Annotated in this window: 13 protein-coding genes; 9 read left to right on the forward strand and 4 right to left on the reverse strand. The window is 68.5% G+C overall.

Translation table 11 applies throughout. The features are described from left to right. Positions 1 to 33 precede the first annotated feature (33 nt). Both BST42_RS00990 and mnmA read left to right on the forward strand, forming a co-directional pair. Positions 34 to 1,239 (forward strand): cysteine desulfurase family protein, encoded by a 1,206-nt coding sequence (locus tag BST42_RS00990; protein WP_083116702.1) that lies wholly within the window; start codon positions 34 to 36, stop codon positions 1,237 to 1,239. Then, positions 1,236 to 2,318: a tRNA 2-thiouridine(34) synthase MnmA gene (gene mnmA / locus BST42_RS00995; protein WP_083116703.1), complete on the forward strand. Its 1,083-nt coding sequence runs from the start codon at positions 1,236 to 1,238 to the stop codon at positions 2,316 to 2,318. Before BST42_RS00990 ends, mnmA begins: the two co-directional genes overlap by 4 nt. On the opposite strand, the gene BST42_RS01000 is transcribed toward mnmA, so the two are convergent. Continuing rightward, a complete protein-coding gene (locus BST42_RS01000) occupies positions 2,296 to 2,934 on the reverse strand; it encodes a sensor domain-containing protein (protein WP_083116704.1) in 639 nt (212 codons plus the stop codon). The genes mnmA and BST42_RS01000 overlap by 23 nt on opposite strands. A gap of 59 nt (positions 2,935 to 2,993) precedes the next feature. Here BST42_RS01000 and BST42_RS01005 point away from each other — a divergent pair, with 59 nt between their 5' ends. Together BST42_RS01005 and BST42_RS01010 are read left to right on the forward strand one after the other, a co-directional pair. Further along, positions 2,994 to 4,001, forward strand: coding sequence for a uroporphyrinogen decarboxylase/cobalamine-independent methonine synthase family protein (locus BST42_RS01005; RefSeq protein ID WP_083116705.1), 1,008 nt, complete (start codon positions 2,994 to 2,996; stop codon positions 3,999 to 4,001). Between the two features lie 110 nt (positions 4,002 to 4,111). After that, entirely contained in the window at positions 4,112 to 5,491 is a 1,380-nt protein-coding gene (locus tag BST42_RS01010) for an FAD-dependent oxidoreductase (protein ID WP_083116706.1), read from the forward strand. On the opposite strand, the gene BST42_RS01015 is transcribed toward BST42_RS01010, so the two are convergent. Next, complete coding sequence (locus BST42_RS01015) at positions 5,488 to 5,883, reverse strand: MmcQ/YjbR family DNA-binding protein (protein ID WP_083116707.1); 396 nt, start codon at positions 5,881 to 5,883, stop codon at positions 5,488 to 5,490. The two genes, BST42_RS01010 and BST42_RS01015, sit on opposite strands and share 4 nt — an antisense overlap. 90 nt (positions 5,884 to 5,973) lie before the next feature. Here BST42_RS01015 and ligA point away from each other — a divergent pair, with 90 nt between their 5' ends. Continuing rightward, the gene (gene ligA, locus BST42_RS01020) at positions 5,974 to 8,046 is read left to right on the forward strand and encodes an NAD-dependent DNA ligase LigA (RefSeq protein WP_110918448.1); all 2,073 of its coding nucleotides are present in this window, start codon (positions 5,974 to 5,976) and stop codon (positions 8,044 to 8,046) included. A 1-nt stretch (position 8,047) separates the two neighbouring features. On the opposite strand, the gene BST42_RS01025 is transcribed toward ligA, so the two are convergent. Continuing rightward, positions 8,048 to 8,707 carry an ACT domain-containing protein gene (locus BST42_RS01025; protein WP_083116709.1) on the reverse strand — a complete coding sequence of 220 codons (660 nt, stop codon included), beginning with the start codon at positions 8,705 to 8,707 and terminating at the stop codon, positions 8,048 to 8,050. 152 nt (positions 8,708 to 8,859) lie between these two features. Here BST42_RS01025 and gatC point away from each other — a divergent pair, with 152 nt between their 5' ends. The 4 genes from gatC (at position 8,860) to gatB (ending at position 13,303) form a co-directional block, all read left to right on the forward strand. Continuing rightward, on the forward strand, positions 8,860 to 9,159 hold the full coding sequence (gene gatC / locus BST42_RS01030; protein ID WP_083117218.1) for an Asp-tRNA(Asn)/Glu-tRNA(Gln) amidotransferase subunit GatC: 300 nt from the start codon (positions 8,860 to 8,862) through the stop codon (positions 9,157 to 9,159). Then, positions 9,156 to 10,640, forward strand: coding sequence for an Asp-tRNA(Asn)/Glu-tRNA(Gln) amidotransferase subunit GatA (gene gatA, locus BST42_RS01035; RefSeq protein ID WP_083116710.1), 1,485 nt, complete (start codon positions 9,156 to 9,158; stop codon positions 10,638 to 10,640). The genes gatC and gatA overlap by 4 nt, the downstream gene beginning before the upstream one ends. 18 nt (positions 10,641 to 10,658) lie before the next feature. Continuing rightward, entirely contained in the window at positions 10,659 to 11,690 is a 1,032-nt protein-coding gene (locus BST42_RS01040; RefSeq protein ID WP_036339260.1) for an ATP-dependent 6-phosphofructokinase, read from the forward strand. Positions 11,691 to 11,791: 101 nt separating this feature from the next. Beyond that, a complete protein-coding gene (gatB, locus tag BST42_RS01045; RefSeq protein ID WP_083116711.1) occupies positions 11,792 to 13,303 on the forward strand; it encodes an Asp-tRNA(Asn)/Glu-tRNA(Gln) amidotransferase subunit GatB in 1,512 nt (503 codons plus the stop codon). On the opposite strand, the gene BST42_RS01050 is transcribed toward gatB, so the two are convergent. Then, positions 13,304 to 13,873 (reverse strand): HAD family hydrolase, encoded by a 570-nt coding sequence (locus tag BST42_RS01050; RefSeq protein ID WP_110918449.1) that lies wholly within the window; start codon positions 13,871 to 13,873, stop codon positions 13,304 to 13,306. Between the last annotated feature and the right edge of the window lie 148 nt (positions 13,874 to 14,021).

Consider the following 14,021-nt stretch of genomic DNA (forward strand, 5'->3'; position numbering starts at 1 on the left):
GGCCCGCGCGCCTGCCGGTATCCTGGACGGGCTATGAGCCCGACCGCCGGTCCGGTGTATCTCGACCACGCTGCCACCACCCCGATGCATCCTGCTGCCATCGAGGCGATGACGGCTGCGCTGGCCACCGTCGGCAACGCGTCCTCGCTGCACACCGCGGGACGCGACGCGCGTCGGCGGATGGAAGAGGCCCGGGAAACCATCGCTGCACGCCTCGGTGCCCGGCCGTCCGAAGTGATCTTCACCGCAGGCGGCACCGAGAGCGACAACCTCGCGGTCAAGGGGATCTACTGGGCGCGCCGCGACGCCGACCCCGCCCGCCGCCGTGTGGTGACCACCGCGGTCGAGCACCACGCCGTGCTCGACGCCGTCACCTGGCTGGCCGAGCATGAGGGCGCCGAGGTGACGTTCCTGCCCACCGAACCGGACGGGTCAGTGACGGCGGCCGCGCTGCGAGAGGCGCTGACCGAACACGATGACGTGGCGCTGGTCACGGTGATGTGGGCCAACAACGAAGTCGGCACGATTATGCCGATCGCCGAACTGGCCGCCGTGGCCGCCGAGTTCGACGTGCCGGTCCACAGTGACGCCGTTCAGGCAGTCGGTCACATCCCGGTGGACTTTGCAGGCTCCAACCTGTCGGCGATCAGCCTGGCCGCCCACAAGTTCGGCGGACCGACCGGTGTCGGCGCACTGCTGCTGCGGCGGGCCACCGCGTGCGTTCCGCTGCTGCACGGCGGCGGCCAAGAACGCGATGTCCGTTCGGGCACACCGGATGTCGCGGGCGTGGTCGCCATGGCGGCGGCCGCCGATGTCGCCGTCGACTCGCTCGACGCCACCGGCGCCCGACTGCGCTACCTGCGCGACCGGCTCGTCAGTGGGGTGCTGGATTCCATCGCCGACACCCATCTCAACGGTGCCCTGGCGGATCGTCGGCTGCCCGGCAACACTCACTTCACGTTCCGCGGCTGCGAGGGCGACTCGCTGCTGATGTTGTTGGACGCCAACGGAATCGAGTGCTCGACAGGATCGGCGTGCACCGCGGGGGTGGCGCAACCCTCGCATGTCCTGTTGGCCATGGGCGCCGATGCCGACGCCGCCCGCGGATCGCTGCGATTGTCCCTGGGGCACACCACTACCGAGGCCGACGTCGACGCGGCGCTGCGGGTGCTGCCCGCCGCGGTCGAGCGCGCCCGCCAAGCGGCGCTGGCCAGTTCGTCGCTGGGGGCACTGCGATGAGGGTGCTGGCGGCGATGAGCGGCGGCGTCGATTCGTCGGTGGCCGCCGCACGGATGGTCGATGCCGGCCACGAGGTCGTCGGTGTGCACCTGGCGTTGTCCCGACAACCGGGCACCCTGCGGACGGGTTCGCGCGGCTGTTGTTCCAAAGAAGACGCCAGCGACGCCCGCAGGGTGGCCGATGTGCTCGGAATCCCGTTCTATGTGTGGGATTTCGCCGACCGGTTCGCCGAGGACGTGATTGACGACTTCGTCTCCTCCTATGAACGCGGCGAGACCCCCAATCCCTGCGTGCGCTGCAACGAAAAGATCAAGTTCTCCGCATTGGCCGCCAAAGCACTGGCGTTGGGCTTCGATGCGGTGGCCACCGGGCACTACGCCCGGCTCTCCGAGGGTCGGCTGCGTCGCGCGGTCGACGCCGACAAAGACCAGTCCTACGTGCTCGGTGTGCTGACCGCCCAACAGCTGCGCCATGCGGCGTTCCCGATCGGCGACACCCCCAAGCCGGCGATCCGCGACGAGGCCGCGCAGCGCGGGCTGTCCGTTGCCGACAAGCCGGACAGTCACGACATCTGCTTCATTCCCTCCGGCGACACCCAGGCCTTCCTTGGCGCCCGGATCGGCGTGCGGCGCGGAGCCGTCGTCGACGACGCCACCGGCGCGGTGCTCGCCGAGCATGACGGCGTACACGGTTTCACCATCGGCCAGCGCAAGGGCCTCGGGATCGCCGGCCCCGGACCGGACGGCCTGCCGCGGTACGTCACCGCCATCGACGCCGAGTCGCAAACGGTGCGGGTGGGGGCGAAAGCTGACCTCGAAGTGCGGTCGCTGACCGGCATCCGTCCGGTGTTCACCTCCGGCGTCGCGCCCACCGGTCCGGTGGAATGCGAGGTTCAGGTCCGCGCCCACGGTGGCGTGGTCCCCGCCGTCGCCGAAGCCGTCGACGATGAGCTGCGCGTTTCGTTGCGGGTACCGTTGCGCGGCGTCGCGCCGGGGCAGACGCTGGTGCTCTACCGGCCCGACCCGGCCGGTGACGAGGTCGTCGGCAGCGCGACGATCAGCCGCCAGGAATCTTGCTGAGAATATTCGTCATCACGATCTCGGGCACCGACTCGGGGAACGTGCAGAACGTCACCTCCACCAGCACCGACGCCTTGAGCCGATAGTCCCGGCCGCATCGGGGAAGGCGCATTCGCAGCGAGTCGGCGTCACCGTCGACATCGCCGACAAGGCCCGCACCCATCGGTCCGTCAGCGCAGCGGTGGACGGCGGTCGAGAGGGTGTTGAACGTCTGCCGGGCGGTGGACTCGTCTCGGTAGGACGCGGCCGCTTCCGAGATCAGTGCGCGCCGCGGCGGGTATTGGAAGCTGGTCTTGTGGAAGTCCTCGACATCCGTGCCGAACGTATCCGTCTCGGCGAAGATGAACCGGCAATCGCGCGGCACCGACTCGGCCAGCGGATCGACGTCCACCATGGCTTTGCCGTCCATGCTCGGAATGATCGTCACGTCCTGGCCGCCGCCGGTGATGGCCTGGATCTGGGTCTGGCTGAGCATGATTCGGTCGACATCTACCACACCCGGCGGGCGATAGGGTGGTTCGCCAACGGCGCGCAGCGGCGCCCCCTCGACCCACTCGGTACAGCCCGCCAGCAGCGCCGCAGCAGCGCAACAGACCACTGCCGCGCGCACCGTCATGTCATCACGGTAGGCCCCCGGGCATGCGGCGTGCCGGGTGCGTCCAATACGGTTGCCCGGTGAGTGATTTCGCGGCAGCCACCGGTATCGGCTCGTGGCCGGGTTCAGCCCCGCGGGAAGCCGCCGAAATCGTGGTCGGGGAGCTGCACCGGCTGCCGCACCTGGTCGAACTGCCGGCCCGCGGGGTGGGTGCCGACATGATCGGGCGGGCCGGCGCGCTTCTGGTCGACATCGCCATCGACACCGTCCCGCGCGGCTACCGCATCGCCGCCCGGCCCGGTGCTGTCACCCGGCGGGCGAAGAGTCTGCTCGACGAGGACATCGACGCCATCGAGGAAGCGTGGGAGAAAGCCGGCGGCCCCGGCTCCGGACGGCCGGTCAAGGTGCAGGCGCCGGGCCCGGTGACACTCGCCGCGCAGCTCGAGTTGTCGAACGGGCACCGAGCGCTCACCGATGCGGGCGCGGTGCGCGATCTGGCGTCGTCACTGGCCGAGGGGGTGGCGCGGCACCGCGCCGAGTTGGCCCGGCGGTTGGCGACGACGGTCGTGGTGCAGTACGACGAGCCGGTGCTGTCCGCGGCGCTGACCGGGCGGCTGACCGGGGTGACGGCGCTGAACCCGGTTCATCCCGTCGACGAGGCGGTGGCGATCGGCCTGCTCGACGAGTGCGTTGCCGCCGCAGGAGCGGAAGTGATGCTGCACAGCTGTGCGGGCGTGCCGTGGAACGTGGTGCAGCGCAGTACCATCCACGCCGTCTCGGTGGATGCGAGCACCCTTGGTGACGAAGACTTCGACGGGCTGGGCGAGTTTCTGGACTCGGGGCGAAGCGTCGTGTTCGGCCTGGTGTCGACGAGCACCCCGGCAGCCCGGCCGTCCGCCGAAGAAGTGGCCGCCGCGGCTGTGGCGATCACCGATCGAATCGGGTTCTCCCGCAACGCGATTCGTGATCGAGTTGGCATCAGCCCGGCGTGTGGGCTGGCCGGCGCGGACGCTGCGTGGGCCCGGGTCGCGATCGGGTTGTGCCAGCGGGCCGGCGACGCGGTTGCCGAGGATCCCGCAGCGATCTAGGTCCGGCGCGTAGCCGCCGCGCCGGAAATCGAGTGGTCGGCTACTCGTAACGCCGACCGCCCGCAGCTCTAGCCTTCTGACCAGCGATGGGTCGAAGTTAGGGGTCTGCGATGGCGCTACTGGGCGAACGGGCGGTTGTCCTCGGGGCGAGCATGGCCGGGATGCTGGCCGCCCGGGTGGCCGCCGAACACTATCGGACGGTGCTGGTGGTCGATCGCGATATACCGCCCGAGCGGCCGGTGCACCGCCGCGGAGTGCCGCAGGCGGCCCATGGTCACGTGCTCCAAGCCGGGGGAGTCGCCGTGCTCGATGAACTGTTCCCCGGCGTCCTGTCCGAGATGGTCGCCGGCGGTGTGCCGACCTGGAGCGACGGTGACCTCAGTAGGGTGTACCTCGAATACGGCGGACATCGGTTCCTGCGGTCGGGATGCTTGCCCGATGCGGTGACAACGTACATGCCCAGCCGGCCATTCCTCGATTGGCATGTGCTGAAACACCTTTCGGCGATCCCGAACGCCACGGTGCTCAGCGGCCACGACGTGGTCGGTCTGGTCTCTACGCAGGAAGGTCAGCGAGTGACAGGTGCACTGGTCGCGCGGCGCGGCGCCACCGAAGCCGCCTCGGTGCTCGATGCTGACCTGGTGATCGACGCCAGCGGCCGAGGATCGCGAGCCCCGGTCTTTCTGCAGGATCTTGGCTATGGCCGCCCGCGCGAAGACGAGCTGGTGGTCAACCTGTGCTACACCAGCCAGTGGCTCCGAATTCCGCCCGGCGCGATCCACGAGCACATGGTGGCGACGTTCCCCAGGCCAGGAGAGGCGACCACTGTCGCCCTGCTCAACCACGAGAACGACACGTGGTTGATGACCGTGGGCGTAATGGCGGGTGCGGAGCCTGCGCAGGACTACACCGACATGCTGCGGCTCGCGCGGCGCCGACTTCCACGTCGCCTTCTCGAGGTACTCGAGTCGGCCGCACCCGTCGGGCACACGGCGCACTATCGCACCCCGTCGAGCCGTTGGCGCCGCTACGACGAGATGACCCGACGGCCCGACGGCTTCATGGTCACCGGGGACGCGGTGTGCAGCTTCAACCCGATCTACGGACAAGGCATGACGGTGGCGGCCTTGGAGGCGCTGGCGTTACGGCGTTGTCTGCGAAGGGGTGACACCGACCTGCCGCAGCGGTTCTTTCGCGATGCCGCCAAGATCGTTCGGGTGGCGTGGCGCAACGCGGTCGGCGCCGATCTATCGTTGCCGGAAATAGCCGGCGAGCGACCGCTGGGAATGCGGATCAACAGCAGGTTTGCCGACATGGTCCTGACCGCCGTCGAGACCGATGTGGTGGTCAACAGTCAGTTCTTCCGGGTGCTGAGCATGCTCGAATCGCCCACCCGGTTGATGCGGCCGTCAATCCTGGCGCGGGTAGCTCGAGCCAATATCAGACGGCCACAGCCGATTCCGGAGCCCGAGCCGGCACCGGCCGGCTAGCCGTCCAGCTGCTTGATCAGCCGCGCCGGCGCCTGCAGCCGGAACGACGCGTCGATCAGTTCGGCGACTTCGGTCCAGTCGATCGTGGCGGCGTCGAAGTCCAGGCCCAGCCACCCGTACGGACCGAGGTAGGCCGGGAAGAAGAACCGGGCGTCCTGCTGCAGCGCCTCGCGATCACCGTCGTCGACCTTGATCAGCAGTGCATGCGCGTAGCGGATCATCGGGCCGCTGGGATTCTTCTGGCTGCCGCCGTAGACGGCGAACATCTTCGGAGCCGAGAACGTCGGCCTGCCGTGCGAGATCTTCTCGGTCGCCTCCGGCAATGCCAGCGCGATCGCGCGCACCCGAGCAAGGATCGGGTCGGAATCGTCGAACATGATCGGGTGCGACATGGCCCTACCTTGCCACGATCGAAGCCTGTCGGAACGCTCCGATAGCCTGCCAGGGTGGCTGCAGAGACGTCCGATCCCGAGGTTGATCCCATCGATCCGGATGTGCGGCGGCGCTGGCAGGAGCTTGCCGAGGAGGTGCGCGAGCATCAGTTCCGCTACTACATCAAGGACGCGCCGATCGTCTCCGACGCGGAATTCGACACGCTGTTCAACGAGCTCCTCGCACTCGAGGAGCGCTTTCCCGAGCTTCGGGTAGCCGACTCGCCGACCCAGCTGGTCGGCGGCGCGGGATTCGCCACCGACTTCGCCGAGGCCGCCCACCTGGACCGCATGCTCAGCCTCGACGACGTGTTCAACACCGAGGAACTGGCGGCCTGGTCCAGCCGGGTGGAAGCCGAGATCGGCCGGGACCCGCAGTACCTGTGTGAGCTGAAGATCGACGGCGTCGCGATCGCCTTGGTGTACCGCCACGGCCGCCTCGAGCGGGCCGCCACCCGTGGTGACGGCCGGGTCGGCGAGGACGTGACCAACAATGCGCGCACCATCGACGACATCCCCGAAACCCTCACGGCGTCAGACGATTACCCGATTCCCGCGCTTCTCGAGGTGCGCGGCGAGGTGTTCTTCATGCTGGCGGATTTCGAGAACCTGAACGCCAGTCTGGTCGAGGAGGGCAAGGCGCCGTTCGCCAATCCGCGCAACAGCGCGGCCGGCTCGCTGCGGCAGAAGAATCCGGCTGTCACCGCGCGGCGGCGGTTGCGAATGATCTGTCACGGCCTCGGCCGGACGGAGTTTTCCGCAGGCTATGCCCCATCCTCCCTCCATGACACCTACTTCGCGCTGAAGGCCTGGGGTCTGCCGGTCTCCGATCACACCACTCGGGTGGCGGGGCTGGCCGCGGTCGAAGAGAAGATCGTCTACTGGGGCGAGCGTCGCCATGAGATCGAGCACGAAATCGACGGCGTGGTGGTCAAAGTCGACGACTTCGCTCAGCAGCGTCGGCTCGGCGCCACCTCCCGCGCGCCACGCTGGGCGTGCGCCTACAAGTACCCGCCGGAAGAAGCCCAGACCAAGCTGCTGGACATCCAGGTCAACGTCGGTCGCACGGGCCGCGTCACCCCCTTCGCGATGATGACGCCGGTCAAGATCGCCGGATCGACCGTCGGCATGGCCACCCTGCACAACGGCTCGGAGGTCAAGCGCAAGGGCGTGCTGATCGGTGACACCGTGATGATCCGCAAAGCCGGTGACGTCATCCCCGAGGTACTGGGACCCGTCGTCGACCTGCGCGACGGCACCGAGCGCGAGTTCGTGATGCCCACCCACTGCCCGGAATGCGGCACCCCGCTGGCACCGGCCAAGGAGGGCGACGTCGACATCCGCTGCCCCAACGCCCGGTCCTGCCCCGCGCAACTGCGGGAGCGGGTCTTTCACCTGGCCGGCCGCGGCGGGCTCGACATCGAGGGGCTCGGCTACGAGGCGGCCACCGCGTTGCTCAACGCCAAGGTCATCACCGATGAGGGTGACCTGTTCAGTCTGACCAGCGCCGACCTGCTGACGTCGGATTTCTTCACCACCAAGGACGGGACGCTGTCGGCCAACGGGGCCAGGTTCCTGGTCAACCTGCAGCAGGCCAAGGACCGGCCGTTGCGGCGGATCCTGGTGGCGTTGTCCATCCGGCACGTCGGGCCGACCGCCGCGCGGGCGCTGGCCGTGGCGTTCGGCAGCCTCGACGCGATCATGGCCGCCACCGAGGAGCAGCTCGCCGACGTCGAGGGTGTCGGCCCGACGATCGCCGCGGCGCTGGTCGAATGGTTCGCCGTCGACTGGCATCGCGCGATCATCGACAAATGGCGGGCGGCCGGGGTGCGGATGGAAGACATCCGCGACACCTCGATTACCCCTACGCTGCAAGGACTTTCGATCGTGGTCACCGGCTCGCTGCCGAATTTCTCCCGCGACGAGGCCAAGGAGGCCATCATCAGCCGCGGCGGCAAGGCGGTCGGTTCGGTCTCGAAGAAAACCTCGTACGTCGTGGCAGGCGATTCGCCCGGATCGAAGTACGACAAGGCCGTCGAACTGGGTGTGCCGATCCTCGATGAGGAGGGCTTCCGCACGCTGTTGGACGAGGGTCCACCACCGCCGGCCGACGCCGACGACTGACTCAGCGCAGAATCGTCGCGACGATCCCGGCCAGATAACCCAGCCGGGCGACCTCGGATGGCCGGAACAGCGGTCCGCCCGGACGACCCAGCAGCACCGCCGTGTTGGGATCACCCAGCGGCGCGGCGGCCAGCGTGGTGTCCATGTCTCGCCACACCTGCGGCACCCAGTCGGCGGTACCGTCCAGGGCTTCGGCATGGGCCAGCGGCAGCCACGGTGCCGAGGTCGCCGGGGTCTCCGGCGCGCCAGAGCTGCCGACGATGCGCTCCAGGCCCGACTCCGACATCCGCGCCACGGTGCAAAAGCCCACCCGCAGCACCCGTGGCGCCTCGTCGGCGAGCACCTGCAGCTTGGCGGCCCGGTTACCGGCCGCCGCGATGTGATCGATCAGCTCCAGTTCGCGATGAGCCTCCAACAGCCCGGTGTGCGGACGGATGGTGTCGACCCGGACACCCTTGATCTGTTCGGCGGCCGTGATCAGCATGTCGGGCATGGCGCCGAGCGGCAGCTCGACGACCAGGTCGTCGATCGCCCAGCCGGGCCCCCGCTCCACAACGTCGAGCGACAGGATGTCGGCGCCGACGGTGCCCAGCGCCACGGCGAGCGAGCCGAGGCTACCGGGCCGGTCGGCCAGCTGGACCCGCAGCAGATACGAAGGCACGCGGACACTGTTTCACAGCCGCCTGGACTCAGCATTCCGGCAGGGTCGGGCACGCTCACCCCCGGAGTGCAGCTGCCGGCGACAGCTCTCGAGGTTCGTGTGCAGCACCTGCAGTCTCGGCGAGGCCAGGGTTTCACCTAGGCTTGACCACCGTGTCCCAGATCTCCCGCGACGATGTCGCCCGGCTCGCCAAGCTGGCCCGGCTGGCCCTGACCGACAACGAACTCGAGAGCTTCGCCGGCCAGCTCGACGCCATCCTGGAGCACGTCAGCCAGATTCAGGCCGTCGACACCGCAGACGTGAAGCCCACCGACAATCCCCTGAAAGACACCAACGTCACCAGGCCCGACGTGGTTCAGCCGTGCCTGACCCAGGCCGAAGCGCTCGCCGGGGCGCCGGCCGCAGAGGAGGGCCGCTTCGCGGTCCCGCAGATTTTGGGGGAGCCCCAGTGAGCGACTTGATCCGGCTCGACGCCGCCACACTGGGCGAGAAGATCGCAGCCAAAGAGGTCTCGTCGGTCGAGGTGACCCAGGCCTGCCTGGACCAGATTGCCGCCACCGACGAGCGCTACCACGCCTTCTTGCACGTCGCCGCCGATGAAGCGCTGGCCAGTGCCGCCCGCGTCGACGCCGCCGTCGCCGCCGGGGAGACGCTGCCGTCGCCGCTGGCCGGTGTGCCGCTGGCGCTCAAAGACGTCTTCACCACCGTCGACATGCCCACGACGTGCGGCTCGAAGATCCTCGAAGGCTGGACTTCGCCGTACGACGCGACGGTGACGGCCCGGCTGCGTGCGGCGGGCACCCCGATCCTCGGCAAGACGAACATGGACGAGTTCGCGATGGGCAGCTCCACCGAGAACTCGGCCTACGGCCCGACCCGCAATCCGTGGGACGTCAACCGGACGCCGGGCGGGTCGGGCGGTGGCAGCGCGGCCGCGTTGGCCGCCTTCCAGGCGCCGCTGGCGATCGGCTCCGATACCGGCGGATCGATCCGCCAGCCGGCGGCATTGACCGCGACCGTCGGGGTCAAACCCACCTACGGCACGGTGTCGCGCTACGGGCTGGTGGCGTGCGCGTCGTCATTGGATCAGGGCGGGCCGTGCGCTCGCACCGTGCTCGACACCGCGTTGCTGCATTCGGTGATCGCCGGGCACGACCCGCGCGACTCCACTTCGGTCGACGCGCAGGTGCCCGATGTGGTCGCGGCCGCGAAGGCCGGCGCCACCGGTGACCTGTCGGGCGTCCGGATCGGTGTGGTCAAGCAGCTGCGCAGCGGTGAGGGGTACCAGCCGGGCGTGTTGGATTCGTTCAACGCCGCCGTCGAGCAGCTCGAAGCGCTGGGTGCCGAGGTCAGCGAGGTGGACTGCCCGCACCTGGACTACTCGCTGTCCGCCTACTACCTGATCCTGCCTTCGGAGGTGTCGAGCAACCTCGCCCGCTTCGACGCCATGCGTTACGGCTTGCGGGTCGGCGACGACGGCAGCCACAGCGCCGAAGAGGTGATGGCGCTGACGCGGGCGGCCGGATTCGGCCCAGAAGTCAAGCGCCGCATCATGATTGGCACGTACGCGCTGTCGGCGGGTTATTACGACGCCTACTACAACCAGGCGCAGAAGGTGCGCACCCTGATCGCCGGTGACCTCGACGCCGCCTACGAAAAGGTGGACGTGCTGGTCTCCCCGGCCACCCCGACCACCGCCTTCCGGCTGGGGGAGAAGGTCGACGACCCACTGGCGATGTATCTGTTCGACCTGTGCACGCTGCCATTGAACCTGGCGGGGCACTGCGGAATGTCGGTGCCGTCGGGGCTGTCGACCGACGACAATCTGCCGGTCGGCCTGCAGATCATGGCGCCGGCACTGGCCGACGACCGGCTGTACCGCATAGGTGCGGCCTATGAGTCTGCCCGCGGTTCGCTGCCAACAGCGATCTGACGGGGCAGGATAGGTCCCATGCGTATCGGAGTGCTGACCGGTGGGGGTGACTGTCCGGGCCTGAACGCGGTGATCCGGGCCGTGGTGCGGACCTGCGACGCCCGCTACGGGTCTTCGGTGGTCGGGTTCCTGGACGGCTGGCGTGGCCTGCTCGAGGACCGCCGGATCCAGCTGCACAACGACGACCGCAACAACCGGTTGCTGGCCAAGGGCGGCACCATGCTGGGCACCGCCCGTACCAATCCCGACAAGCTGCGCGCCGGTCTGGACGACATCAAGCAGACGTTGGAAGACAACGGGATCGACGTGCTGATCCCGATCGGCGGTGAGGGAACCCTCACCGCCGCGCACTGGCTGTCCGAGGAGGGTGTGCCCGTCGTCGGCGTGCCCAAGACCATCGACAACGACATCGACTGCACCGACGTCACATTTGGCCACGACACCGCGCTGCAGATCGCCACCGAGGCGATCGACCGGCTGCACAGCACCGCGGAGTCGCATCAGCGGGTGATGCTGGTCGAGGTGATGGGCCGGCACGCGGGCTGGATCGCGCTGAACGCCGGGTTGTCCTCGGGCGCGCACATGACCCTGATCCCCGAGCAGCCTTTCGATGTCGAAGAGGTGTGCCGGCTGGTCAAGAAACGCTTCCAGCGCGGCGAGTCCAGCTTCATCATCGTGGTCGCCGAAGGGGCCAAGCCCGCCGAGGGGTCGATGCAACTGCGCCAGGGCGGCACCGACGAATTCGGACACGAACGTTTCACCGGCGTGGCCCAGCAACTGGCCATGGAAGTGGAGAAGCGGATCAAGAAGGAAGTGCGGGTCACTGTGCTCGGGCACGTCCAGCGCGGCGGCACGCCGACGGCCTATGACCGGGTGCTGGCCACCCGGTTCGGCGTCAACGCCGCCGACGCCGCGCACGCCGGTGAGTACGGAATGATGGTGTCGCTACGCGGGCAGGACATCGGCCGGGTGCCGTTGGCGGACGCGGTGCGCCAACTCAAGCTGGTGCCGCAGAGCCGCTACGACGACGCGGCCGCCTTCTTCGGCTGAGACTTTTCCCCGCGAGCAGACAGAAACTTGGCCTTTTTCGGCTCCCGAAGCCCGAGTTTGTGTCTGCTCGGCGGGGAAAAGCGACCCACTAGGATCGAGTCATGACTGCTGCTGCGCAGGCTGAACTGCTCGACTACGACGACGTCATCGCCCGCTTCGACCCGGTGCTCGGGCTCGAGGTGCACGTCGAGCTGTCCACGGCCACCAAGATGTTCTGCCCCTGCGCGACGACATTCGGTGCCGAGCCCAACACCCAGGTGTGCCCGGTCTGCCTCGGCATGCCCGGTGCGTTGCCGGTGCTCAACGAGGCGGCCGTCGAGTCGGCCATCCGGATCGGTCTCGCGCTGAACTGCGACATCGCGCCGTGGTCGCGCTTCGCGCGCAAGAACTACTTCTATCCCGACCAGCCGAAGAACTACCAGATCTCGCAGTACGACGAGCCGATCGCCTTCGACGGCTACCTTGACGTGCCGCTGGACGACGGCAGCACCTTCCGCGTCGCGATCGAGCGGGCGCACATGGAGGAGGACACCGGCAAGCTCACCCACGTCGGCGGCGATACCGGCCGCATCCACGGCGCGACCACGTCGCTGCTGGATGTCAACCGCGCCGGGGTTCCGTTGATCGAGATCGTCACCAAGCCGATCGAGGGCACCGGTGAGCGGGCCCCCGAGGTCGCCCGCGCCTACGTGACCGCGCTGCGGGATCTGCTGCGCGGACTGGGTGTCTCCGATGTGCGGATGGATCAGGGTTCGCTGCGGTGCGACGCCAACGTGTCGCTTCGCCCGATCGGCCAGGAAGAGTTCGGCACCCGAACCGAGACCAAGAACGTCAACTCGCTCAAGAGTGTCGAGGTGGCGGTCCGCTACGAAATGCGCCGCCAGGCAGCGATTCTCGTCGAGGGCGGCAGGATTCATCAAGAGACCCGGCACTTCGACGAGGCGGGCCACACCTCGCCCGGTCGCGACAAGGAGACCGCCGAGGACTACCGGTACTTTCCGGAGCCCGACCTTGAACCCGTGGCTCCGAGCGAGGAACTGATCCAGCGGTTGCGGGCCACCATCCCGGAGCTTCCGTGGTTGTCGCGCAAGCGAATTCAGGACGACTGGGGCATCTCCGATGAGGTGATGCGCGACCTGGTGAACGCGGGTGCGGTCGAGCTGGTGAGTGCGACGGTCGAGGCGGGCGCCAGCAGTGAGCAGGCCCGGGCTTGGTGGGGAAACTTCTTGGTGCAGAAAGCCAATGAGGTAGGCGTCGAGCTTGCGGCTCTGCCGATCACGCCGGCTCAGGTGGCGAAGGTCATCGCGCTGGTCGATGAGGGCAAGCTGTCGAACAAGCTGGCGCGCCAGGTCATCGAGGGTGTGCTGGCCGGCGAGGGCGAGCCCGAGCAGGTGATGACCGACCGGGGTTTGGCACTGGTCCGCGACGACTCGCTCATTCAGACCGCCGTGGACGAGGCGCTGGCCGCCAATCCCGATATCGCCGAGAAGATCCGCGGCGGCAAGGTTCAGGCGGCCGGTGCGATCGTCGGTGCGGTGATGAAAGCCACCAAGGGGCAGGCCGATGCGGCGCGGGTTCGTGAATTGGTCATGGCCGCGTGCGGCCAGACCTAGTTAGGCGCTGAGCCGGCTGCGGTTGATCCACCACTGTTCGTGCAGTCGCCGACATCGGCTCGCCGACAGGGGTTCGTCGCCGTCGTAGCGGTCCAGGACGGCGGCCGCCCCGGCGAAGTCCCGGTTGCGGATACCCAGGGTGGTGACGACGATCGTCGCCAGTCCTGCCGAGCGCGCGGTGTGGAACCCGGCCGGGGAATGCTCGACGGCCATCGCGGACTCGGGGCCGACCCCGAGTTCGCACAGCGCCCGGTGATACACCTCCGGGTCGGGCTTGGGCCGAACGACGTCGTCACCGGTGATCAGCACCTCGACCACGCCGTCTCCGATGAGCTCGCGGACCAATGGTTCGACCCAGTCGCGGGGACCCGCCGCGGTGACGGCGACCCGGATGTCGCCGCAGTGCAGGCTCCAGATCAACTCGCGGAACATGTGCGCATCGCGTTCGGTGGCCGCCAATGGCGCGTCGAAGTCGAAAATGACCGCCTCGAGTGCCGGCGCGTCGTCATGCGCGCACCGCGCCCGATCCCACCAGAAGGATCGATTCCGGCTGATCGTGTCCAAAAGCATCGTGGCCACGGGGGAAGTATCGCGCGCCGTGTGGTGCGCAGCATCCCCCGTTCAGGGGAGAGGCGGGGGAACCCCTCACCCGTGTCACCGCAGTGACACCTCCGGCCTCTTCGGCAAATTCCGGCCGAAATCACCTGCAGCAGTGGCC

The organism is Mycolicibacterium rhodesiae (assembly GCF_002086695.1).
Classification (GTDB): domain Bacteria; phylum Actinomycetota; class Actinomycetes; order Mycobacteriales; family Mycobacteriaceae; genus Mycobacterium; species Mycobacterium rhodesiae.